A 22,380-nucleotide genomic window follows, 5' to 3' on the forward strand; every position below is an offset into this window, starting at 1 on the left:
GGAGGTAGCGCATGGAACAGTTGACAACACGCTGCCGCACACTGGCAGAAAAAATTTATACGCTCGACGAAAATGTCTACAAGACACTCGGTTCTTCCCTCGGCCGCACGCTGATCGGAAGCCGCGAAAAAGTGCTCTCGGTGCTCGAGCACGAGCTCTCGCTCCGCCCGCAGGGACAGCTGATTCTTTCCGATATGGCACTGATCGGAAACATGGCGCGCACCCTGCCCGAAGGCGCCGCCAGAAAGCAGCTTCTCACCGAGTACAACGACATTATTGTGGCGCTCAAGGCGCTCGAAGAGGAAATCGCGAAGGGTGATATTTCCGATCAGAAGCGCGTCTTCTTAAATCCGTTCGCGACCGGCGCAAAGCCCTTCTCGAAGGACGACCACCTTGTGATCTGCATCGGCCGCTCCTACGGCAGCGGCGGAACGGAGATCGGCTTCCAGCTCGCGGACGATCTGCACATCAACTACTACGACGCGACCATCTTCAAGGATGTGCTGGAGCGCCTGCAGGCCAAGCGCGAGGCAACCGAGAAACACGATATCGTCGAGACTCTGCACGAGATGCGCCACGCGCACGGCTTAAAGCTCTTCACAGCAAACTTTAACCGCTTCCACGGCCTGCCGACCGCCGATGCGCTCTTCTTCAACCAGAGCCAGTACATCGAAGAGCTCGCGCGGAAAGAGGACTTTGTCGTCATGGGGCGCTCGGCCGATGTGATTCTGAAAAACGCCGGCATCCCTCACATCTCGATTTTCATCACGGCGCCGTTTGAGAGCCGCGTGAAGCGCTTAATGGAAATGCACGAGCTGAGCTTCAAGGAAGCCGCAAAACTCGTGAAGCGCGAGGACAAGGCACACGAACATTTCTACCACCGCTACACCGGCTTTAAGTGGGGCTCCGCCGTCCACTACGACCTCTGCATCAACTCGGCGAGTTACGGTATCCACGAGTCCGAGGAACTCATTATCCGCGTGATTAAGGCGCGACTCCGCGAGGACTTGCAGGCACTCGCAACGCGCCACCAGGAGTTCGTCGAGAAAGCCGACGCCGAGCTGCTCGCAAGACGGACGAAACAGGCGACAGACAGTATCTGAAACAACACTTTGTTTTCGCCTATCGGATTTCATACAAAAGTCCCGGGAGCGAAATCGCTCCCGGGACTTTTTTCGTGTCTGAATTCATGATTCCGCTTCGACTGTTTCAACTTTCGCTTCCTCACTCGGCACCGTCGCCTCGCTTCCCCGCTTGGCCTCGATGCGCCGAATCTCTTCCTCCATCAACCTGCCGAGAGTCTTGGTATCGAGCTCAAACTCCTCTGCAGCCGATGACTTATCCGCAAAGGCATCGAACACCGCCTGCTTTTCCGCGAGCAATTCCATAATGCGCTCATCAATGCTGTCCTCGCAGAGAAGACGGTACACGAGTACGTTCCTCGCCTGTCCCATGCGGTAGGCTCTCGCGATTGCCTGACTCTCGAGCGAAGGCTTAAGCTGCGGCTCGCAGAGTATCACCACGCTCGCCGTCTGAATATTGAGTCCCGTGCCGCCCGCCACAATCTGTGCCGCGAGCACCTGTCCGGGGGCCGCCGCTTCAAAGGCATCCAGCACCTCCTGCCGCCTTGCGGGCGTCATGGCGCCGGTAATCGGCTCCATGACGCGCTCCCTAAGTAACGCCCTCACCTTCTCTATGGTGTCGAGGTAAAACGAGAAAATGAGTACTTTACGTCCCTCCGAAGCCGCCTCCTCTGTGATTTCCAAGAGGCGCTGCGCCTTTGAAGACTGCGACATATCCCCGACTGTCCAGGAAACCCGTCGCGCCGCGTGATAGCTTTCTCCGAGCACATCCGCCTCATACTGCGCCCGTTCCGCAGCCCCAAGCTGACACCAACTCTCCTGCTCTTCCAGTTCCGGAAGCTCCGTGAGCACCTGCTCGCGCTTCCGTCGGTAATAGACCGGCGCCACCAATTCGCGAAAACGGGGCGCGGAGGCCAGCATCTTCATGCCCCCGATTTCTGCCGCAAGTTCCGGGCACAGCACAGCGATGAGCTCCACCATTTCATCCACCCGGTTTTCAAGCGCCGTGCCCGTCATAAAGAGCAGACGCTCCGCGCGAAGCGCCAAGTTCCGCACATGCACCGTGCGCCGTGCCCCCGGATTCTTAATGTAATGCGCCTCGTCCACCGTGAGCAGGGAAAAGCCAAAGTCCTCCGGGAGCTCCCAGTGTTGTACGGTCTCATAGCTCGTGACCGCAACACCGCCTGCCGTAATCCAGTCTTCCAGCGCCGCCTGCCTCAAAGGACCGTGCACCTTGATTGCCTTTAAGTCACTGAACTTTGTGATTTCCCGGCACCAGTTGACCAGAACACTCGCCGGGCAGACCACAACAAAGTGCGTGGCCCCCGTATTGCGGATTGTGACCATGGCGGCAATGGCCTGCACAGTCTTGCCGAGGCCCATCTCGTCGCCGAGCAGCACCTTGCCCTGATGCAGGATGTACTTAACCCCCCACGCCTGATAGCGGCGAAGTTCACAGAAGAGGCCCTCCGGCAAGAGCTTCTCTGCCTCCACCTCGCGCGCCAACTCTTCCGGCAAGCCGTAGACCGCATCGCCGTTTCCGAGTAGACCAGGCACCAGCTTTTCGAGGAGATTGCTGTATACAATGGGCTGCGTTCGGAAAGAGTCCCAAGCCGTTTCCGCGCTCGAAGCCTCCAGTTCCCGCCGCGCTTCACCGAGCCTTGTGAGCTCTGTCCCGTACGCCCCTTTTGCTAGTTCCTCGAGATATACATAAGCCTCGCTCGCGGCATCCTTCTCCGCTCTTCCCGTGATGAGCCAACGGAAAAAGCCCTTGCCGCGGGACAGCTCTTTCATCGCCTTTCCGATTCCCGCAGCGTAGCGCTCCGAGAGCGCCTGCGCATCCCGGCTGAGCCCCTCTGCCGCACGGTAGCGATACAGCGCCAGTACAATGTTGCTCGTCTCTTCCGTGCGCCTATCCGCGCTCAGCCGAAGCTTAATTCCGGGTCTAAGCTGCCTCACAGTCTCCGCCACCGCATCTTTAATGAGCGTCGCGCCGTCCTCGCTGATGCCGCTCAAGGCAGCAAGCTGCCGCTCCGAAGCCAGCATCAAATCTTCGTAATTCGCATACCCGCTCTCCCGAAGCAAACGCACGCAGAGACCTCGCCGCGCCCGGTTCAGCTCCTCGACCGGGATATCCCTGAGCGTCTTCATGGTCTCCGTGACCACAAAGGCATCCGCAGCCGCCTCTACCACCGCACGACAATGCTCCGCCTTTTCGGAAAGCATGCCGCGCTCTGTTTCCCACTGCTCGTGCTTTTGCAGTAACTCCCTCGCTTCCGCAAACGAAAATGTGCGTTTCATTCCCCTGTGGACACTCCTCTGTTTTGATTTTGCCGATGTGCTTAGTATACCAGCCTAAGAAGCAAAGGTGCTCCTCTCTTTCAGTTATAGCTTTGTCCCAAGCTGACTGTTCTATTTTCTTCAGTTATATCTTTAAAACTTCTCTGTTTTTCAAAAAGATAAAGCTGTAACTGATTTTTTCTTGCCATGCAGATGGGAGATTTGCTATTTCCCTCGATGCGTTCTATTTTAGCTGCAACGACACCAAACACCGCAAGCCCGGCAACTTTCTCCTCACAGAAGGTCGAGCATACCATTTGCGACATCTTCTGTCTTGTCAGCCGAAATAGACCGTCCTATAATTGAATTAGTTCTATTTAACACAATGGAGCATCTTTCGAAAGGACAAAACAATGGGCTTATTCAAACGCTTTATCGGGCAAACCCGAAAACCGGAGGGCTTTTTCGGGAAGCTCATGTTAAATGCCATGAATCAGGGACACGCAGCCCTCTCCGACTGGGGACTCTCACATATCGAGGGTCTGTCTCCGCTTGTCATTGCGGAACTGGGCTGCGGCGGCGGGCGCAATGTGCGGGAACTGCTGCGCCGCCATCCGATGGCAAAGCTCTACGCAGTCGATTACTCCCCACTCGCCGTATGCCGCACCCGTGCCTATAATAAGCCCTCCATCGTAAAAGGGCGCTGCCGTGTTCTCAAAGCTTCGGTGCAGTCTCTGCCCCTCGCGGCTTCCCGCTTTGATTTAGCAACCGCCTTCGAGACCGTGTATTTCTGGCCGGATCCCGCGGCGTGCTTTGCTGAAGTGTACCGCATCTTAAAATGCGGCGGCAGCTTCCTCATCTGCAACGAGTCAGACGGGACGGATGCCGAAAGCCTTCGGTACGAGCGCATCATAGACGGCATGCACTGCTACACCGCCGAAGAACTGGAAACCATGCTCCGGACCGCGGGCTTCTCGGAGGTGCAGATATTCCGCCACAAAACCAAGCCCTGGCTCACGGTGCTCGCAAAAAAATAAGGGAACTTCAAAACGAATCCGCAAGAAAGGAAGGTCATCAAGATGAAAGCCGATTATAAAAACTGGATGCCGCGGGGTCTTATTTACGGCAACGCGGGAATCAGCTCTGTTTTCCTTGCCGTGGGACTCCTCTGCCGCAAAAAGAAAGAAAGCCGCGCCCTGCGCCTGCTTTCTTCACTCAGCTTTGTCGGCGCGGGTGTGGGCTTCCTAAGTTCCGCCTACCTGCTGATGCTCTACCGCATCTTTTCCTACAACGGAAAACGCAAACTTGCGAAGCACATCATAGACGGAGTCGCCTCTCGGATAAAGCTTCCCACAGGCGGCAAGGGACTGGACATAGGCTGCGGCAGCGGCGCGCTCACCATAGCCGCCGCCAAGCGAAATCCGGAGGCAAGCTTTGTCGGCGTGGACCGCTGGGGACAGGACTACGCTTCCTTTAGTCAAAAACTATGCGAAGATAACGCCCGCGCCGAAGGCGTCAAAAACGTACACTTTCTCCGCGCCGATGCGCGGGAGCTCCCCTTCCCGGACGAGAGCTTTGACCTTGTAACCAGCAATTATGTCTACCATAACATCCCGGGCGACCGTCAGGCCCTGCTCCGCGAGAGCCTCCGTGTCCTGAAAAAAGGCGGCCGCTTCGTGATTCACGACATCTTTTATCCCTCTGCCTACGGCGACATGCAGGCCTTTTTAAAGAGCCTGCATGACGAGGGGTATGCGGAAGTACGCCTGATTCCCACCGCGGACGGTCTCTTTTTCAAAAAATGCGAGGCCAGATGGATGATGATTGCCGACTCCGCACTGCTCATGGGAATCAAATAAGCTTGACGCCATTCCACGCCTGCCCTATGCTGTCTCAAAACAGCAGGAGGTAAAGTAGTATGCCGGGTATATCTTCCGGAATCCGCGGTGACGGAAACCTACTGAATCTGCGGGAAATCCCCGTTGCCAACATTCGCCCCGAACTTACTATGTTTCTCATTCCGGGCGAAAACATCACCCAGGCCTTCCAGACCATACGCGATCAGGTGGTCTTCACCAACAAGCGGCTGATTGTCGCAAACGTGCAGGGCCTCACGGGCAAGAAGGTATCTTATACCTCCTATCCCTACTCGAAGATTCAGTATTTCAGCGTGGAGACCGCAGGATTCCTCGACATCGACAGCGAACTGCTCCTCGCCTTTTCGAACGGCGCCCACCTGCAGCTCGACTTTACTTCGAACGTGGACATCAAGCGAATATGCGCGAACATCTCGCAGATGGTACTCTAATCTGGCGATCCCTTCTACAGCGCGGAGCACATCTCCGTGTTGGAACGCCGCATTGCCGATATGAAAGCGGGAAAGAATGTCCATGTGCATGAACTCATTACAGACGCAGAATAACGAAAAAAGCGTGCTGTCTCTCAATCGTTTGAGACAGCACGCTTTTTCACATATTCTTCTGTCGCCAGGCTTCCCGGCTGAGTAACGACACATGCTCGGTACGTATTTCTTTTAAAAGCGGGACATCTACCTCCCGCAGAGTCTTCTCGTGTCGGAAGCCGAGCTTCTCCTGCACGCGCTTTGACTTTTCATTGCCCTCGAAGTAAGCGCACCAAACGCGCCGCATACCAAGCTCCGTAAACGCACGGCGAAGCAAGGCTTCCGAAGCCTCTGTCACAAGCCCCTGCCCCCAGAAGGGCTTCCCGATCCAGTAGCCGAGCTCACACGCATCTTCCTCTTCCGCAAGCCTCGAATCGCTGTTCAACGACAAGGCAATCGCGCCGATCACGCTCCCGTCTTCTTTTTTGCAGATAGCATAGCTCTCCGGACCGCTCAGCACCAGGCGGATGATGTTCCGGCTCTCCTCTACGCTGCCGTGCGGCGGCCAGCCTGCTGCCGGGCCGACTTCCGGGTCCCGGGCATACTTGTATAAATCCGCCGCGTCCGCCTCCGCAAAGGGGCGGAGCAGCAGGCGTTCGGTTTCGATTTGCATCCGGTTTCTCTCCTTTCGACGAGAATCAGTCCCAGTAGCCGGCTTCTTCGGGTTTCAGGGTTCCGCTGCAGTACGGGCAGGGAAGCCCCGCAAAACACTCCTCTTCATAAATGGGCCACATCCTATGCCCGCAGCGGCAGCGATGTTCGTAATCACGAAAAAAACGGTAGCTTTCCGCCAAACAACCGTAACTGTCCCAAAAGAAACTATACTTCTCCCTCTCACACCCTTCCATCTCGGGAAGATAGGTGGCCAACAGCGGGCGGACTTCATAGCGGTAACAGTGCTCACACTGCACAATGACATCTTCTCCGTCCACCACTGCACCCGGATACATCGTTAGCAAGGTCTTTAGTTCTTTTCCGTACCTTCCTTCTCTCGCCGCCTTCGTCACTCCTTCGGGGAAAACACCATTCATCCCATATCCTAAGAAAGCCTGAAACGAATACTCACATTTGTTACATTTCCAGAGATAAATAACGCCCATGGAGACCTCCTTTGCGCTCTATACGACTTCGTGTCGTGCTTTCCGCTACAAAATAGCATAGCGGGCTACACAGCACTCAGACAATCAATCTTCATAATGCCCAAGCTCTGTCCTCCCAAAGAAAGCTCAGCTATCTTTATCCTCTAGGAGAGCATGCTCTGTAAAATGCGCCCTGCCTTCTCTCACATCGTTTGCGATTCCGTTCAGATATCTCATATTGCTCTCGGAATAAAAACGATCCGTCGAGACATCGAACGGAATTCTCCGCTCCCTAGTCATGCGCTTCGCAAAAATCGTAAAAGCAGTCGTCATAGACATCCCCAGATCATCGCAGAGTTCTTCCATATTGCGCTTGAGCTCTGCGTCCATTCTGAAATTCACATTGACCGCATTGGATAGCACCAACGCGACAAAAAGCATAGCATTCTCTTGGGTTTGTAATGAAACATCATTTTACTGTCATTATACTTTCATTCGCCAATGCGTGCAAACACGCTCCTTTTTTGTGAACTGAAAAAGAACCGGCGCGAATCGAACACGCCGGTTCTGCTTTCTTTTTCCGAACCACAGAAGTTATGCATTCCCGGAACAAAGTATCCTCTGAAAACTATACTCTGTAAGAATTTATAACATGTGAATGAGATGCAATCTCTTTCATGAGGAGTTTTAGTATGGTATCCAATATACACAAATGTGGTAGGCATTGGGAAATCCGGAGGTTATGGGGAAGGCCGTTAAAAATTGCACCAAATGAGGATAAGCTTATTTTTATATTTGTATGTTTACGATATTGATTTCTTTTGTCTTGTTTGTTATGTTTAACTAAGATGCGGCAGGAGAGTGTTCACTTGTAATCAAGCTTATTTCTTGCGCTTACTTTGACACTTCTGTAAAAAATGCATGAGAGAAAGGAGATCTATGAGAGCAAAAAATCTATTAAATGTAGCAATACCTATGGCACTTGCAGTTGCAGTAGTCACAGGTTGCGGCGCTAAAAGCGGAGGAAAGGAAAGTTCTGCCACGGCAAAGAGTGCCGATGTGACAGCTTCTTCTAAGTCTTCATCAAACACATCTTCTTCAAGTGCGGTAAGCACGGCTTCTTTTCCGATAACAATGAAGCATGCTTATGGAGAAACTGTTATTCATGCAAAGCCTGAAAGGGTTGTTACCCTTGACTGGAATAATGCAGATGCAGTTTTGGCCCTTGGAATTGTTCCTGTGGGTACCGCTAGGGCAAACTGGGGACCTGTTACCGATAAGGGGCTTTTACCTTGGACCGAAGAGAAGTTTAAGGAGCTTGGAACCGATAATCCAAACGTGTTTAACGACCTTGAAGGCTATGACTATGAGGCTGTAGCAGCAGCCAAGCCTGATATCATAGTAGCTCCTTACTCAGGAATGGATGAAAAGGCTTATAAGCGTCTCTCTGAGATAGCACCAACCCTTCCATTCAAAGAAACAGCTTGGAAGACTACCTGGAGAGAACAGACCGTTGAGGCCGCAGAGGCTTTAGGACTTACGGCCGAGGGCGAGAAGCTGGTTGCAGATACAGATGCATTTATAAAAGAAAACTTCGCAAAATATCCCAAACTTGCGAACAAGAGTGCAGCAATATGTTATATCAATGCAGCTGACCTCAGTAGCTTTTCCGTTTATAGAACTGCAGATCCAAGAGGGGCATACCTTACAGACTTAGGCTTTACTTTTCCTGAAAAGATAGAGGCCTTGGCAACAGATAAAAATGCATTTTACGTGCAGATATCTTCTGAACTGGCAGTTGATGCTCTCAGTGATACGGATATCATTATAACTTACGGTGATGATAAGACGGTTGCCGCCTTGCAAAAAGACGCAATCTTCTCTAAGATTCCGGCAGTCAAAGAAGGCCGGGTAGTGGTGCTTGACAGCAACGGTAATCTTGCAGCAGCCTGCAATCCTTCGGTGCTTTCTATCAAGGCAGAGCTTGTGAACTATCTTGAAGCAATCAATGCAGTCGTCAAATAAAAAGACATAGTGAACATGGGAAATAAAAAGTTTGTACTTTCTATAATCTTATGCTTAGCCCTGCTTTCTATTATGGCAGTATTTTCCATATCGCTGGGTGCTAAAAACATAGCATTTTCTAAGGTTGTAGACGTTCTCCTCGGAAATGATCCGGATAGCCTTGAGGCTGCTATCATATCGCAAAGAATTCCGAGAACCGTATTTGGCATACTTGCGGGAGGAGCCCTTGGCATATCAGGGGCTCTTATGCAGAGTATAACAAGGAATCCCATTGCTGATCCAAGTATACTTGGTGTAAATACCGGCGCATCACTCTTCGTGGTCGCCGGTATAGCATTTTTTAATATTACTGTTGCCTATCAATACATCTGGCTTGGCATAACAGGAGCAGGCGTCACCGCAGTTTTTGTATACAGTGTGGCAAGTATGGGAAAAGACGGAGCTACACCGCTAAAGCTTGCACTTTCAGGTTCGGCTGTAAGCATAGTCTTAGGTTCACTTGTAAGTACCATTATGCTGCCAAATAACAGGGTAATGGAAGCTTTTAGGTTCTGGCAGGTAGGGAGCATAGGGAGTGCGACCTGGGAAAATATTATGCTCATTAGTCCCTTCCTAATAGTGGGTTTTATCACATCCATGTTTATATCAGGGTATTTGAATAATCTGGCTTTGGGGGATGAAGCCGCCACCGCCCTTGGGACTAATGTAGTGATGACAAGAGCCATAGGCGCACTTTCATCGGTACTACTATGTGGTGCTACTACAGCACTTGCAGGACCGATAGGCTTTGTAGGGCTTATCATTCCCCATATTATAAGGCTGATATTTGGAAGTGAAATGAGTAAAATGCTGCCTCTTTCTTTTCTAGGCTCAGCTATACTTATGCTTATTTCAGACGTAATAGGAAGAATAATAAGCTTGCCGGGAGAGACTGAAGTGGGTATCATTACTGCCGTCCTTGGTGCACCGGTATTCATTCTGGCCATTCGGAAAGGGAGGGTAAAGAGTCTATGACAGAACTGAATGCAGGATATAAGAAAAGGACTCTTCGATGGAGGCTTGTTGTACTTGCCCTTCTTGGCCTTACCCTTATTCTATCAGCCTGTGAACTTTGCTTTGGAAGTGTGTCCTATCCCATAAGAGATGTGATCAGGGTTTTACTTGGCGAAACAATTGACGGGGTATCTTATGCAGTAGAAAATGTGAGGCTTCCGAGGATGATGGGAGCTGTATTTTCCGGGTTTGCCTTTGGAATGGCGGGCTATGTATTTCAAACATTGTTACACAATCCACTTGCTTCGCCGGATGTAATCGGAATTTCCGCAGGAACAAGCACAGCAGCGGTGTTTCTCATACTGGTGCTTGGACTTAGGGGAAGCATAGTGTCCTTGTTAGCGATGATATTTGGAATTGCAACGGCTTTCATTATTTACAAACTTTCAGTGATTAAAGGGCATTTTACCTATGGAAGAATGATACTTATCGGCATAGGAATTTCAGCGCTTTTAAGAGCCGTTACTTCTTATCTACTGGCAAAAGCTGCGGAGTATGATGTAGGGACTACCATGCAGTGGCTGAGCGGAAGCTTAAATGGCGTACAGATGGAAGATGTGCCTGCACTTGTTTTGGTAGTTGCAACAATCACCATTGCATTGGTTTCACTTTCAAGACATATGGAGATCATTCCTCTGGGAGACAACTTCGCAGTATCACTTGGGCTAAATACAAAATTTACCTATTCGGTAATGATAATCGGTGCAGTTATACTTGTTTCATTTGCAACCTCTGTCACAGGACCTATCGCATCTGTAGCATTTCTTTCGGGACCTATTGCCGCAAGCCTTGCAGGAAAGGGGAAATCAAGTCTTATTCCTGCGGGACTGGTTGGCACAACACTTACTTTAGGAGCAGATTTGGTGGCTTTTCATGCATTTCCGGTACACTATCCTGTAGGTGTTATCACAGGGCTTTTAGGAGCACCGTATATGCTGTATCTGCTCATTCGAATGAATAAAAGAGGTGTGAATTAATGGGAAACCACGTATTAGAAGCCAAAAACCTGGTGGCCGGTTATGATGGGAAGGCAATCATAAATGGTCTTAATCTGACCATACCTGAAGGAAAAATATCCGTGATCATAGGCTCAAACGGCTGTGGCAAATCCACTCTTCTAAAGACCTTTTGCAGATTAAACAAAGTCATGAGCGGAGATATTTATCTGGATAATAAGCCTGTATCCGAGTATTCGTCTAAGGAAATATCAAAAATAATCAGCCTGATGCCACAATCGCCACTGGTACCCGAGGGAATAACCGTCTATGATTTGATTAGCAGAGGGCGCTTCCCTTACAGGAAGGTATTTCGGGGATTGGATGATAAAGACTTTAAGGCGATTGAAGAAGCTATGCAGACTATGGGTGTAACCGAGCTTCGAGACAGAGCGGTAGATGAGCTTTCCGGAGGACAGCGTCAAAGGGTGTGGATAGCACTCGCACTTGCTCAGCAGACTGATATATTATTTTTAGATGAGCCAACGACATTTCTTGACATAGCATATCAGGTAGAGATTCTTGATTTGCTTGGAGAGCTAAACAGGACTAAGAAGACTACCGTCATTATGGTTCTGCACGATATCAATCTCTCTGTAAGATACGCAGACTATATATTTGCCCTCAAATCAGGGAATCTTTATGCCGAAGGAAGACCCGAAAATGTGATTAGTGAAAAACTTATAAAAGATGTATACGGGCTTGATAGTAAGGTCATTACAGATCCTACTTCAGATGCGCCTATGGTCATTCCTATGGGAAAGCATCATAAGGAGCTTGATCATCTTGATTGACTGCAATTGCAACCGGAAAATGAAACAGAACCGGCGCGAATCGAACACGCCGGTTCTGTTTTCTTTTTCCAAACTACAAAAGTCGCATATTTAGAACGAAATCATGTCATGCAGACTTTTATAGCTGTCCACATGCTCATAGTGCACGCTTCCGTTTGACAGCTTTTCAAAGAGCCGCTTTGCGCAGCTTATCTTTGCCTTCTCAATGGGTCTTAAGTCCAGGCTACTCATGCTGCCCTTGGTTTCGGCAATGAAGTACACGTGCTTTACACTGCCCTCACGGAATACAATGGCCCAGTCCGGCGAGTAATTGCCGACCGGGGTCGGAATTTGGAATCCCTTCGGGAGCTTTGCATAAATCTTGACCTCTTCCGCCTTATCCATCTCTTCCGCAAAGCGGCGCTCCACGCTCTTTTCGGCACTGCCGTCCGTAAAGACATAGTCCTGAATGGCCTTGTCCGCCTTGAATGCCAGGTCTAACGGCACCTTGTGCGCCTCGGCGGTGAAGATATCGCTGTCATACCTTCCCTCCAACGTGTCATAGCGGATGTGCTCCACAATCATGGTCGCCTTCTGCTCGTTGATCAGCCGTATGACCTTTGCAATGAATTCCTCGGGGTTCTGCCGGTACAGCGCAAAGCGACTCGCGTCTATGCCCTGCAAAATGGCCGCGACGGTGCGTCTGGTGAGCACCGTTCCCTTGGCAACCGCGCCGATTAAATCATAGCGAAGGGTGCTCTGCGGCGCCGTACGAAGCGTCTCGGTGCGCGATTTTGCCGCGAAGAAGCTACTGCCTTCCTTCACCTGCTCCGCCGTGATTTTCTCCGCCTGACTGCCCGCGGTGACCGTGTACTGCAGGCGGCTCACATAGAGCTCGCGGTCGATGTGCGCGATGGCCTTTTGAATCAGCTCCTCGGACTGAAAGTCCACCGTATAGGCGTACTTGTGGTTAATGGCCGTCCAGAGCTTCTGGAACTCCTCTTTGTAGAAGCGCTCGTTCAACGGATTCTCATTGATTTTGGTCTTGTTGCCGTCCGTATAGAGCGAAGCCAGCTGCGACGGATCGTAAATCGCATGCACCAGACGGTGAATCTCTGCCTCAAACGGTTTTAAATCTTCCGGAAGAGGCGCATATTCTGCAGTACTTCGATAAACTTCTGTCACTCCGGCATGACTATCAACATAGGCATTTTGAACCAGATAGGTGTAAATCTCCAGTGCCTGGTCCTCGCTGAGCTTCGTTGTCTTTCCATCCGCATGCACCGTTCTACCAGCAAAATAGGACGGCGTCGCCTTCTTGGGACGCTCCCGAAGCTCTGCCTCGGTCTCCTTCTGTAAATCGTCCACAAATCCCGCATAGCTCTCGCTCGCAATGACAGTCAGGAGATTAATCTTCTGGACATTCTCACCGAGTACAGACCAATCCATGCGGTTGCCGCTCCGATCCACGGAAAGGCGCAGTCCGCGCCCCACTTCCTGGCGCTTATTTGTCGTGTTATTGCTGTGCTTTAAGGTGCAAATCTGAAAGACATTCGGATTGTCCCAGCCCTCGCGGAGCGCCGAGTGGGAGAAAATAAAGCGTGTCGGCTCTTCAAAAGAGAGCAGCCGCTCCTTGTTCTTTAGAATCAGGTCATAAGCGGAAATATCATCCGAGAGGTCCGAACCGCGCTTCAGCGCGCTGTCCACGCAGTGTCCCTTTTTGTCAATGCTGAAATACCCTCGGTGCACCGAAGCGGCATCCGCCGCATCGAGATAAGCTGTATAGGGGGGATCTAAATCCGTACGGTACTGCGGCAGCAAAGCGCGGTATTCCTCTTCAAAGATGCGGCCGTACTCGCCCAGGACTTCATTGCCAGCCTCATCATACTGCCGATACTTGGCCACTTCATCGATGAAGAAGAGGGACAAGGTCTTGATACCGAGTTTAAACAGCTGCCGCTCCTTTTCCAGGTGGGAGATGATGGTCTCGCGGATTTGCAGGCGAGGCAGTTCTTTTGACTCGTCGCCAACCAGATTCCCCTTCTTTAGGGTCAAGCCGTTTGTGAAATGCACTTCTCCGGCAAACGCATCGATTTCCGAAATCACCAGTCCCTTGTACTGCTCCATCTCCTTGGAAATATAGTAGAGGTTATCGCCCTGCCCCAAGAGGTGCAGCTCCCGCTTCACCCCATTCTTATGCCGAACCTCCAGTTCGATGCGCGCGCACGGCGGCTTTTTTGCCGATAACACAAGATCCTCGAGATAGAGATACTGGTTCGTACCGGGCAGATTCTTCACCTCAAAGCCCTTTACCTCAATCTTCTTGACCAGACGCCGGTTGTAGGCGTCCAAGGCATCCAACGCATAGACCGCATTGTGATTCGTTTTATGCGTCGCGGAGTAGTAAAGCGAAAAGAGCGGCTTAAAATTCCGGAGCGCCTTTTGCGTGACCGAATCCTTTTCGTTGCCCATCTTCTGCGGCTCATCGAGAATTAAAATCGGGCGGTTCGCCGCAATCACATCAATCGGCTTGCGGGAACCGAAGCTATCCCTCGCCGTAAAAATAATGCGCGCCGCCGCATCGCCCTTCCGGCCCTCCACATTCTTATCTTCATTCAGTGAAGCCGCAAAGGCCTGGGTGTTGATGATCATCACGTTGAGCCCGGCATTGCTCGAAAAGGCATCCAGCTGATTCAGGTTCGAGCTGTTGTAGACAAAGAAGCGCGCCTTCTTGCCGTAGCACTCCATAAAGTGCTCGGCCGTGATTTCAAAGCTCTTTTTTACACCCTCGCGGATCGCAATGCTCGGCACCACAACCACGAATTTACTCCAACCGTAGAGGCGGTTTAACTCGAACATGGTCTTGATATAAACATAGGTCTTTCCCGTGCCGGTCTCCATCTCAATGTCCAGCCCCAAGCGCCCCTGCGCCGCTGCCAGAACGGCAGATTCCTGCAGGCCGTTGCCGCGCTGCACCGCGCGAATGTTCTCAAGTAACTGCGCGTCCGTGAGATGCAGTTCTTCGTTCTTAAAGCCGGCATCGTTCTCCAAGTCCTCGGTGCTGAGCTCCTCCGGCGCATCGGCACTGCCGACCAGGCTCAACTGCTGCTGCGCTACCGGAAGTGTTCCCAAATCCCTGCGGTAGGAAACCGCGCTGACAAAGGGCTGCCCGCGAAACACTTCCGCAACCGCATTCACCGCGTCGGTCTGATATTGCTGAATCTTGAAATTAAATTTCATCATCACAGCACCTTCCGTTCGGTCTCCGGACTGTAGCTCGCAAAGATCTGCTCAAAGTTGGTCGCGACACTGTCCGACGCCATGGAACTGTCGCGGAGCACCGCATACTGCGGCTTTTGCTTTGCGATTTCCGTGACCACTTCTTCCGTGACCGCACTGTCAAAGCAGGCAAGCAGGAAGCCCTCTCCCACATCGAAGACCTTCTTCCCCGCAATGTCGCGCTCCGAAATCTTTGAGGAGAGCGGAATGCCCATATCCAGCATGACCTGGAACAATAGATCCTCCGCCGTGCGCCCCTCTTTCACATTGTCCACCTGCGAGAAGAGATCCTGCTGCCCGAGCTTCTCCGGCTCGTAGTAGACATCCTCCATATTGCTGCTGTCAAGGCGCAGGCAGCGGAAACCAAAGTCCTGCCCGACAGCTGCCTCTCCCGCCTCCTCGCGTATCTTTTTGCCCGCGCGGCGGATGCGCTCCTTGCCGATTTCGCAGATATTATGTGGCGCATGAATTGCATCAAGAAGTGCAATCGCATTTTTCGCTACTTTTTTTGCCTTTTCGGAGCCTCCACTTTCTGTCGAAATCTGTTCCGGAATTTGTACCAGGATAAATTTTCTGTGCTTTCTTTGCTCCACATTTGCTAGGAATAGTGCATGGGCTGTGCTTGCTGATCCCGAAAAGAAATCAACAACTATATCCCCATCTTCAGTACCGCAAAACTGTATTATTCTCTGTATAACTTCTTCATCCTTAGGATTTTCAAATACCTTTTCTCCCAATAGCGTGGCAAGACGTTTTGATGCTGCCCTTCCGTCTTTGTAGAAAACACTGTAAGGAACACTATATTCTCTGTCCTTTAAATACGACTTTAACGTAGGTACTGCATTTTCATCTTTTCCAAATGCAACTCGGCCTTGACTGATCCACTCCTGCATGGTCTTTTCATTTGTAAGCCATCCGCGCGATGGTGTTTTAACAGGTTTTTGGGTAATGGGGTGTAAAACTGTATACTTCGGTCCACCTCCACCAGGCCATGAAATATTATCCGCAAAGAAAATTCCTTTTTCATCGACTCTATCATAATGATCGTGATCCTTTGCGGGATGTCCATCTGGCAAGTTTTTATACCAGCGTTTTAATTCCCTCTCAATTAACTCGCAATCAGATCCGAATGTTTTCTTTAACGCTTCGTATTCCGAATAGATAGCATCAAGGCCTTGTTTCTTCTCCCTCCATAGAATTCTGTTGTCTCGTATATACTGCGCATCCTTGAAATAGCACAATACATATTCGTGAGAAATAGAAATATACTTAGAGTCATTTTTTCTACCGGCCGACCAAATTAATTCAGAAACAAAATTGCTTTCCCCGAAAATCTCATCGCAAATCAGCTTTAACGTACTTACTTCATTCTCGTCTATACTAATAAAAATAACTCCATCGTCCCTGAGAAGCCCCTTTGCAAGCTTAAGCCGCGGATATATCATATTGAGCCAGTCCGTATGGAAACGACCGTTGCTCTCGGTATTCGTGACCATGCGATTCCCGGCTTCATCGTACTGCCCGCTACCTGCGAGATACTCGACTGCGCTCTGCGCAAAGTCATCCTCATAGACAAAATCATTGCCGGTATTGTAGGGCGGATCAATGTATATCATCTTGACCTTACCGAGATAAGTCTCCTGCAAAAGTTTCAGGACTTCCAGATTGTCGCCCTCAATGTAGAGGTTCTCGCTGTCAAAACCGCCGGGCGTGCCGTCTTTACCGACACTGTCGGTAATCATCGGGCGGAGGGTGGCGGTAATCGGCGCATTTGCCGCAAGTACGGCCTTCCGCTTGTCCGGCCAGGTGAATTGATAGCGCTCCTCGCGCCCCTCCACAATGCTGTCCGAGAGCTCCTGCCGGAGCACATCAAAATCAATGGCGCGCTCTGTCTTTCCGTCGCGCAACACCTCGGTCACCGCGTTCGGAAAAAGCGCCGCGATGGCGTCAATGTTCGCGGCGACTTTGTCGAGGGAGTGAAGTTTTAGATGGGTCATGGGGCCTCCTTTGAAATTCTATACTCTATTCCGATGAAGGATACTATTAGCGATTAAGTGGAATTACTGAGTTCGCAAGACGCTTTTCCTCCCCTATCTCAGTTGTATAGAAGCGTTCATCTATTCCATATAACACCTTCTTCAAATCATCTTCAGAAGTAATTCTAAGTCTTTGATCGTCTGTAACAAGTTCCGGGCAGTATTCTCGAATATATGAAAGTGATTTTATTTTTTTAGAGCCATCAATTTTAGATAGTTTGTCTGTTGCTAAAGCTATGCGTTTCCTGCTTGTGATTCCAACATTCGCTACGGAAAACCCTTCTTCGATAGCAAGAAATTCATTCTGAAGAAACTGCTCAACTTCTTGCTCTGTAGCCTCTCTATATAAATCAGTAATTCTTTTGAATATCCCGTTAATTCTCTCAAGATTTCTGAAATATAGCACATCTTCTTCTCTTACGTAAATTGCATCCGGGCATTCATTTAGTACAAATAATCCCACATCATTTGAGTATTGATATCCTTCCCCAAACCAAAGCACACCCTTCTTCTTTATAGCCTTTGCTCTTCCAATTCTCTGAAAGAATATGCTGCCCTTGATATCAACAAACAGAAAATCTACCTTATCATACTCTTTTTTTTGCAATAAAGGAAAGTCTACACTTGAAAAGGAGTTCTTGATTAAATCAATTGCATAAGGCGTTTCAGAAAACCCTTCTAATCGATACCACTCATCCGGCTGAAGAACACTCTCAGGGCTGTACAGATATGTACTCGGTACTAATACATTCACCTGCTGATATATCTCTTCTTCAACCGAAAGTATCATTCGGTATTTATTTACCTTCCCCTTCTCTCGTATCTTTGCAAATATATGCGTCATCATGATGCGTCCCTCCTCGTCACCAAATATGTCGAATCATTAATCCGCTTTAAATATTCGAAATTTACATCGCTGCAATTTCGAATCACTTTTCCCTTTATAATGGCAAACACTTTAGTCCCGCTATTCGTTTTGATGTGATAATAGTGATATCCAAACAGCAAGTATACCGGGTTGAAATATTGTGTTTTAAGTAAAAATGTAAACACAAACACAATTCCGAACAAAAAGGACATAGTTGTTCTATCCGGTGCTGACAACGCCGCAAAGAAATACCCGAGATATGTCGGAACAAATTCATTATCTGCCAGAGTTATTTCCTCACACTCTCGCAAAGAATATGTTCCAAGCTTTCTTGCGATACATAGAGAAATCGCTGAAAGAATAATCGGAACTATCAATAATAGAACTCCCACCATCCACGTCGATAGTGCTCCTATGCTCCACTTCTCTTTGATCCCATACAAGACAACCATCCAGAATGTTGCGCTAAGTGAAAGCAGCAAATTATATAACAAATTCAATATACTTCACCTCACTTCTAATCAAGTAATAATTTCTGTAATGCCTTCCTCTCCTGCACCAATTCAAACTTCTTCTTCGGCTGTTTTTCCTTCCGTATCCTTGCATCCAGAGCTGCAAGCTGTCGCCCCAACTTCTCTTGCTGCACTGCGTTCTCTACGCTCTCCCGCAAATCGCTGCCCTGCGCTCCGGTAAGCGCCGCCCCCGCAATTTGCCTCACACAATTTTCATAGACCGCATCGATATCCAGGCCACAGAGTTCCAAGCGAAGTTCCGTTTCGCTGCCCCATTCGGTCGCATAGTAGCGGTTCACTTTAAATGCGGCCGTGCCTGCCTCTGCCGCTTCTTTGTAGCCGATTACGGCTTTGTACTGTTTTTCATATTCCAGCAGAAACAGGAGATGATACGGGAGTTCCCGGTCTATCTGCCGCAGTACCCGTTCATCGAGTTCCTGCTCCTTTAGATGTATGAGAAACACTTCGAGTTCTGTGACCTTGGTTCCCGGCTGTAAATTGAGTGTATCCGGAGAGAGCTTATTGACCCAGCGAATCTCTTTGATTTGTTCCACAAGAGCCCGCTTGACCTCCGGTGAAATCTCTATCTTGTCATAGAACTTCTGCTTGGTGATTTTCATGTCCAATTCCGTGGACTTCGGAAGGTTCAGCACACTCGCACCTCTCTCATTGGACTACCAGGAAACAAATCAATTCAAAATCGCCGAGTCCGGAGACCTGACTCTTTAAGGCCGTCGTGCCGCCGGGTGTGAAGAGACTGTCGATATCACTCTCTTCCTTAACCTGCAAGATGGAATCAATCGCCTGTCCCAACAGCTTTGAGACTGCTTTCATATCGCGTCCGTCCTGTGTTTCCCGGTTAAAGCGCGCACAGAGTTCCTGCAGGGGTTCTGTTCTTCCCTTGCAGAGCAGACGCAAATCGCCGAGCAACTGCTTTGGGTGCAGGTAGTCACAGACCACGCTACCGTCTGTCCTTAGGTACACCAAATAGAACGGGTGAATCTGATTTCGCCCGTCTATGTTCACACTGTCCTGAATGTTTTTGAGCACAAAAATGACACCCGCCGGCAGTTCTTCTGTTGCGGGCACCAGCGCATGGAGTCCGCGCGGCTTTGTCTCGATGGCACCGTCGTGTTTCATGTATTCCATCAAGTCCAGACGATATTCATTGAGCCCGAGGTCCATAATCGAGATGCCGTTCGAACTCTCTTCTATGTCCACGACTTCTTCTTGCATGCGCCGAAGCTGCGCCTTTCGGTATGCCAGATCTCCTTTTTCCTCGGCATTGATGAGGTCATCGTCTCCGGTCGCCGTCAGTATGGTCGCCTTCATGCGACTCTCCACGCGGGCTTTCAGATTAATGTACTCGTCGAGCGATACATCCGGCCAGAAGTTGACCAGCTGAATGCAGGCATTCCGGCTGCCGATGCGGTCCACGCGCCCAAAGCGCTGGATGATGCGCACCGGGTTCCAGTGGATGTCGTAGTTAATCAGATAGTCGCAGTCCTGCAGGTTTTGTCCCTCGGAGATACAGTCGGTCGCAATCAGAACATCGATATCCACCTTGCTGTCCGGCATGAGGAGTTCTCTGCCCTTGGAAATCGGAGAAAAGCAGGTGAGTACATTGTTGAGGGTTGCCGGAAACTGTTTTACCGTGCTCTTTCCGTCTACACTTCCCGTAATGATGGCGGTATCCAGTCCGTAGCGTGTTTTCACAAAGACACTGACTTGTTCATAGAGATACTCCGCGGTGTCGGAAAATGCCGAGAAGATGAGTACCTTCTTGTTGCCTTCATTAATCGGGTGTTCTATTTTTTCCGAGAGCAGGTTAAAGAGCTCCTGCAGCTTGCTGTCGTGTGCGGGCGTAACCGCCGCTATCAGCTGAATGAGCTCATTCAGAATCTCTTGATCTTTTTTGAGCTCCGCCCGCCAGCTGACCCAGTCCATATCCGCAAGCGAAATGTGTATTTCCTTGCCCACCTGAAAGAGGTCATTGTTTTCATCATCGAGATCAAAGTCGATGCCGTTTACCGAATCTGCGACGCTATCGTCTCTGCGCGTACTGTCATAGCGGTCTATTTTCTCAATGGTCGTATCCAGAGTGTCCTTGATTCGTGTCAAGGTTAAACAAAACGCATGTACCGAGCTCTCGAGACGCTTTAGGAGATTTATGCTCATGAGCCTACAAATGCCCTGCTCGCGCCCGCGCTGCGTGAGATTCTCTCCCTTATTGTGCGTTAAGTCCCTGTATTTCCCGAGCTTACTGGGGAGAATGTACTTCGACGGCATATAGATGCTTAGGGTAAGCTTCAGGAGTTGCTCCGCGATTTTCCGGTAGCTGATATCCAGATTCAAATCCGTGAGCCCCGGGCGCACGGAAACGGGCTTTAAGCGCGCAGGGAAGGTTCCGATTTTCGCCGTGTCGTAGTACTTCTCAATGTGACGCCTGGAGCGCGCTATGGTCACACTATCCAAAAGCTCAAAGAAGTCAAAATCCAGGGCGGAGAGCAGTTTCTCCGTGCTCCGCTCTTCGGGCTCTTCCTTACTCCAGCTGTTAAAGGCCTTCTGGGCTTGGCGGAAGATGTCGTCAATGCTCTTCTTCGTCTTTAACTTTTGATCGAGTTGTCCGGCATTGCCCTCGTAGGCAAGCGCAAGTTGATTCTTTAAATCCGAGAAGTTGTTATTGACCGGTGTCGCAGAGAGCATTAAAACCTTGGTCTTTACGCCCGCGCGTATCACCTTCTCCATGAGTTTTTGATAGCGGTTGTCCTGGGTATTGCTGTGGGTACCGATGCCGTTCCTGAAATTATGGGATTCATCAATCACGAGCAAGTCGTAATTGCCCCAGTTCAGGCGATCCAGATCCAGCCCGTTTGACTGTCCGCCGCTGCGGGACAGGTCGGTATGAAAGAGCACGTCATAGTTCAGGCGATCCGATGCAATCGGATTGTTGACATAATTGTCCTTATAGGTGTTCCAGTTCTCCGAGAGCTTCTTCGGGCAGAGCACCAGCACGGACTTGTTGCGGCTCTCATAGTACTTGACCACCGCGAGAGCCGTGAAGGTTTTTCCGAGTCCCACGCTGTCTGCCAGAATACAGCCATTGTAGGTCTCAAGTTTATTGATGATGGCAAGCACCGCATCGCGCTGAAAGTCATAGAGCAGGCTCCAGATTTTGCTCTGCTTAAATCCGGTCGCCTCGTTCGGCAGCACATCCTCGGAGATATCGTCCAGAAATTCATGAAACACATGGTAGAGCGTCATAAAATAGATGAACTCCGGCGCATTCTCCTCATAGACGGAGCTGATTCTCTGAATGACCGCCTCGGTCACATCCTGCATTCTGCTCCGATTGTTCCAAAGCGACTCAAAGTCCCGGACAAAGGATTTGGTGAGTTCGGTCTCCTGTCCCGCTTCCTCTTCCATGCGGACTAGGTTCTCAACAAGACGGTTCCCGCGCTCTACTCCCAAATCAACGGTGGTAAATTCCTGAAGGGAGTTATAGGCCGTTGTCGAAAGAGAGGACTCTATCGTCATAAAACCGGAAATGCCCTCATCCCCCGCATTGGCTTTGAATTTCGCCTTGTTCCGAATCCACGCCGCGCACTCTCTCGCAATGCCGCGCTGCGTGAGTTCATTCCGGAGTTTAATCTCGAATTTCGTCCCGTAGAGACCGGACTCTCCGGAAAACTGTGGAATATAAAATTCCTTTCTCTGCTTCTCTCTGTCTCCCAGCCCTCTCGCGCTGTCATCCACAAAACTCGGCGCAGTGTAGAGAAAGCGGAATTCTTCAACCCCTTCCAGTTCTTTCTGCAAGGCCTGATAGGCATAGATGGAAAAGCAGGCAGCCGCAATCGAGACCTTGCTCCCCTTGCGTATGGTATCCTTCAAATCATCCAGAAGCTTCTCTGTCGTATTATTCAGAACTTTGACCGACGTAGCCACGTTTCCGACTCCCCCCTACAGCATTTTCTCCAAGTCCGGAATTCATTTCTTA

The 22,380-nt window shown here is 50.2% G+C and carries 18 protein-coding genes; 8 read left to right on the forward strand and 10 right to left on the reverse strand.

Features of this window, described 5'->3' with window-relative positions:
- Positions 1-11: 11 nt before the first annotated feature.
- Positions 12-1,103, forward strand: a complete 1,092-nt coding sequence (locus tag ACO4XG_RS07735) for a cytidylate kinase-like family protein (RefSeq protein ID WP_308509600.1) — start codon at positions 12-14, stop codon at positions 1,101-1,103.
- Between the two features lie 84 nt (positions 1,104-1,187).
- Here the strand turns inward: ACO4XG_RS07735 and ACO4XG_RS07740 are convergent, their stop codons facing one another.
- Together ACO4XG_RS07740 and ACO4XG_RS07745 are read right to left on the reverse strand one after the other, a co-directional pair.
- A complete protein-coding gene (locus ACO4XG_RS07740; protein ID WP_308509601.1) occupies positions 1,188-3,383 on the reverse strand; it encodes a DEAD/DEAH box helicase in 2,196 nt (731 codons plus the stop codon).
- 80 nt (positions 3,384-3,463) lie between these two features.
- Positions 3,464-3,679 carry a hypothetical protein gene (locus ACO4XG_RS07745; protein WP_308509602.1) on the reverse strand — a complete coding sequence of 72 codons (216 nt, stop codon included), beginning with the start codon at positions 3,677-3,679 and terminating at the stop codon, positions 3,464-3,466.
- Between the two features lie 96 nt (positions 3,680-3,775).
- Here ACO4XG_RS07745 and ACO4XG_RS07750 point away from each other — a divergent pair, with 96 nt between their 5' ends.
- The 3 genes from ACO4XG_RS07750 to ACO4XG_RS07760 are packed head-to-tail and all read left to right on the forward strand — an operon-like array spanning position 3,776 to position 5,670.
- Positions 3,776-4,399, forward strand: coding sequence for a class I SAM-dependent methyltransferase (locus ACO4XG_RS07750; protein ID WP_308509603.1), 624 nt, complete (start codon positions 3,776-3,778; stop codon positions 4,397-4,399).
- Between the two features lie 42 nt (positions 4,400-4,441).
- On the forward strand, positions 4,442-5,221 hold the full coding sequence (locus ACO4XG_RS07755) for a class I SAM-dependent methyltransferase (RefSeq protein WP_308509604.1): 780 nt from the start codon (positions 4,442-4,444) through the stop codon (positions 5,219-5,221).
- Between the two features lie 59 nt (positions 5,222-5,280).
- Positions 5,281-5,670 carry a PH domain-containing protein gene (locus ACO4XG_RS07760; protein WP_308509605.1) on the forward strand — a complete coding sequence of 130 codons (390 nt, stop codon included), beginning with the start codon at positions 5,281-5,283 and terminating at the stop codon, positions 5,668-5,670.
- A 160-nt stretch (positions 5,671-5,830) separates the two neighbouring features.
- Here the strand turns inward: ACO4XG_RS07760 and ACO4XG_RS07765 are convergent, their stop codons facing one another.
- The 3 genes from ACO4XG_RS07765 to ACO4XG_RS07775 form a co-directional block, all read right to left on the reverse strand.
- Positions 5,831-6,376 carry a GNAT family N-acetyltransferase gene (locus ACO4XG_RS07765; RefSeq protein WP_308509606.1) on the reverse strand — a complete coding sequence of 182 codons (546 nt, stop codon included), beginning with the start codon at positions 6,374-6,376 and terminating at the stop codon, positions 5,831-5,833.
- A gap of 25 nt (positions 6,377-6,401) precedes the next feature.
- Positions 6,402-6,863 carry a hypothetical protein gene (locus ACO4XG_RS07770; protein ID WP_308509607.1) on the reverse strand — a complete coding sequence of 154 codons (462 nt, stop codon included), beginning with the start codon at positions 6,861-6,863 and terminating at the stop codon, positions 6,402-6,404.
- 126 nt (positions 6,864-6,989) lie between these two features.
- A complete protein-coding gene (locus tag ACO4XG_RS07775) occupies positions 6,990-7,283 on the reverse strand; it encodes a type II toxin-antitoxin system RelB/DinJ family antitoxin (protein WP_308509608.1) in 294 nt (97 codons plus the stop codon).
- A 498-nt stretch (positions 7,284-7,781) separates the two neighbouring features.
- On the opposite strand from ACO4XG_RS07775, the gene ACO4XG_RS07780 reads away from it, so the two are divergent.
- The 4 genes from ACO4XG_RS07780 to ACO4XG_RS07795 are packed head-to-tail and all read left to right on the forward strand — an operon-like array spanning position 7,782 to position 11,709.
- Positions 7,782-8,867, forward strand: a complete 1,086-nt coding sequence (locus ACO4XG_RS07780; protein ID WP_308509609.1) for an iron-siderophore ABC transporter substrate-binding protein — start codon at positions 7,782-7,784, stop codon at positions 8,865-8,867.
- 15 nt (positions 8,868-8,882) lie between these two features.
- Positions 8,883-9,881: a FecCD family ABC transporter permease gene (locus tag ACO4XG_RS07785; protein WP_308509610.1), complete on the forward strand. Its 999-nt coding sequence runs from the start codon at positions 8,883-8,885 to the stop codon at positions 9,879-9,881.
- Complete coding sequence (locus ACO4XG_RS07790) at positions 9,878-10,897, forward strand: FecCD family ABC transporter permease (protein WP_308509611.1); 1,020 nt, start codon at positions 9,878-9,880, stop codon at positions 10,895-10,897. Before ACO4XG_RS07785 ends, ACO4XG_RS07790 begins: the two co-directional genes overlap by 4 nt.
- A complete protein-coding gene (locus ACO4XG_RS07795; protein ID WP_308509612.1) occupies positions 10,897-11,709 on the forward strand; it encodes an ABC transporter ATP-binding protein in 813 nt (270 codons plus the stop codon). Before ACO4XG_RS07790 ends, ACO4XG_RS07795 begins: the two co-directional genes overlap by 1 nt.
- A 90-nt stretch (positions 11,710-11,799) precedes the next feature.
- Here ACO4XG_RS07795 and ACO4XG_RS07800 read toward each other — a convergent pair whose 3' ends face one another.
- The 5 genes from ACO4XG_RS07800 to ACO4XG_RS07820 all read right to left on the reverse strand — a co-directional run bounded on the left by ACO4XG_RS07800 (position 11,800) and on the right by ACO4XG_RS07820 (position 22,328).
- The gene (locus tag ACO4XG_RS07800; protein WP_330670199.1) at positions 11,800-14,931 is read right to left on the reverse strand and encodes a type III restriction-modification system endonuclease; all 3,132 of its coding nucleotides are present in this window, start codon (positions 14,929-14,931) and stop codon (positions 11,800-11,802) included.
- Positions 14,931-16,964: a site-specific DNA-methyltransferase gene (locus ACO4XG_RS07805; RefSeq protein WP_308509613.1), complete on the reverse strand. Its 2,034-nt coding sequence runs from the start codon at positions 16,962-16,964 to the stop codon at positions 14,931-14,933. The genes ACO4XG_RS07800 and ACO4XG_RS07805 overlap by 1 nt, the downstream gene beginning before the upstream one ends.
- Positions 16,965-17,010: 46 nt before the next feature.
- Positions 17,011-17,850 (reverse strand): hypothetical protein, encoded by an 840-nt coding sequence (locus ACO4XG_RS07810; RefSeq protein ID WP_308509614.1) that lies wholly within the window; start codon positions 17,848-17,850, stop codon positions 17,011-17,013.
- A 538-nt stretch (positions 17,851-18,388) separates the two neighbouring features.
- A complete protein-coding gene (locus tag ACO4XG_RS07815; RefSeq protein WP_308509615.1) occupies positions 18,389-19,036 on the reverse strand; it encodes a DUF4391 domain-containing protein in 648 nt (215 codons plus the stop codon).
- A 13-nt stretch (positions 19,037-19,049) separates the two neighbouring features.
- Entirely contained in the window at positions 19,050-22,328 is a 3,279-nt protein-coding gene (locus ACO4XG_RS07820) for a helicase-related protein (protein WP_308509616.1), read from the reverse strand.
- Between the last annotated feature and the right edge of the window lie 52 nt (positions 22,329-22,380).

It is taken from the genome of Stomatobaculum sp. (genome assembly GCF_057248925.1).

Bases quoted from the DNA above. Each gene is read 5' to 3' on its own strand.
- ACO4XG_RS07775 (WP_308509608.1), bottom strand. From the start codon at position 7,283: ATGCTTTTTGTCGCGTTGGTGCTATCCAATGCGGTCAATGTGAATTTC.
- ACO4XG_RS07805 (WP_308509613.1), bottom strand. From the start codon at position 16,964: ATGACCCATCTAAAACTTCACTCCCTCGACAAAGTCGCCGCGAACATT.
- ACO4XG_RS07790 (WP_308509611.1), top strand. From the start codon at position 9,878: ATGACAGAACTGAATGCAGGATATAAGAAAAGGACTCTTCGATGGAGG.
- ACO4XG_RS07770 (WP_308509607.1), bottom strand. From the start codon at position 6,863: ATGGGCGTTATTTATCTCTGGAAATGTAACAAATGTGAGTATTCGTTT.
- ACO4XG_RS07740 (WP_308509601.1), bottom strand. From the start codon at position 3,383: ATGAAACGCACATTTTCGTTTGCGGAAGCGAGGGAGTTACTGCAAAAG.
- ACO4XG_RS07800 (WP_330670199.1), bottom strand. From the start codon at position 14,931: ATGATGAAATTTAATTTCAAGATTCAGCAATATCAGACCGACGCGGTG.
- ACO4XG_RS07745 (WP_308509602.1), bottom strand. From the start codon at position 3,679: ATGGTATGCTCGACCTTCTGTGAGGAGAAAGTTGCCGGGCTTGCGGTG.
- ACO4XG_RS07785 (WP_308509610.1), top strand. From the start codon at position 8,883: ATGGGAAATAAAAAGTTTGTACTTTCTATAATCTTATGCTTAGCCCTG.
- ACO4XG_RS07755 (WP_308509604.1), top strand. From the start codon at position 4,442: ATGAAAGCCGATTATAAAAACTGGATGCCGCGGGGTCTTATTTACGGC.
- ACO4XG_RS07780 (WP_308509609.1), top strand. From the start codon at position 7,782: ATGAGAGCAAAAAATCTATTAAATGTAGCAATACCTATGGCACTTGCA.
- ACO4XG_RS07760 (WP_308509605.1), top strand. From the start codon at position 5,281: ATGCCGGGTATATCTTCCGGAATCCGCGGTGACGGAAACCTACTGAAT.
- ACO4XG_RS07750 (WP_308509603.1), top strand. From the start codon at position 3,776: ATGGGCTTATTCAAACGCTTTATCGGGCAAACCCGAAAACCGGAGGGC.
- ACO4XG_RS07810 (WP_308509614.1), bottom strand. From the start codon at position 17,850: ATGATGACGCATATATTTGCAAAGATACGAGAGAAGGGGAAGGTAAAT.
- ACO4XG_RS07735 (WP_308509600.1), top strand. From the start codon at position 12: ATGGAACAGTTGACAACACGCTGCCGCACACTGGCAGAAAAAATTTAT.
- ACO4XG_RS07795 (WP_308509612.1), top strand. From the start codon at position 10,897: ATGGGAAACCACGTATTAGAAGCCAAAAACCTGGTGGCCGGTTATGAT.
- ACO4XG_RS07765 (WP_308509606.1), bottom strand. From the start codon at position 6,376: ATGCAAATCGAAACCGAACGCCTGCTGCTCCGCCCCTTTGCGGAGGCG.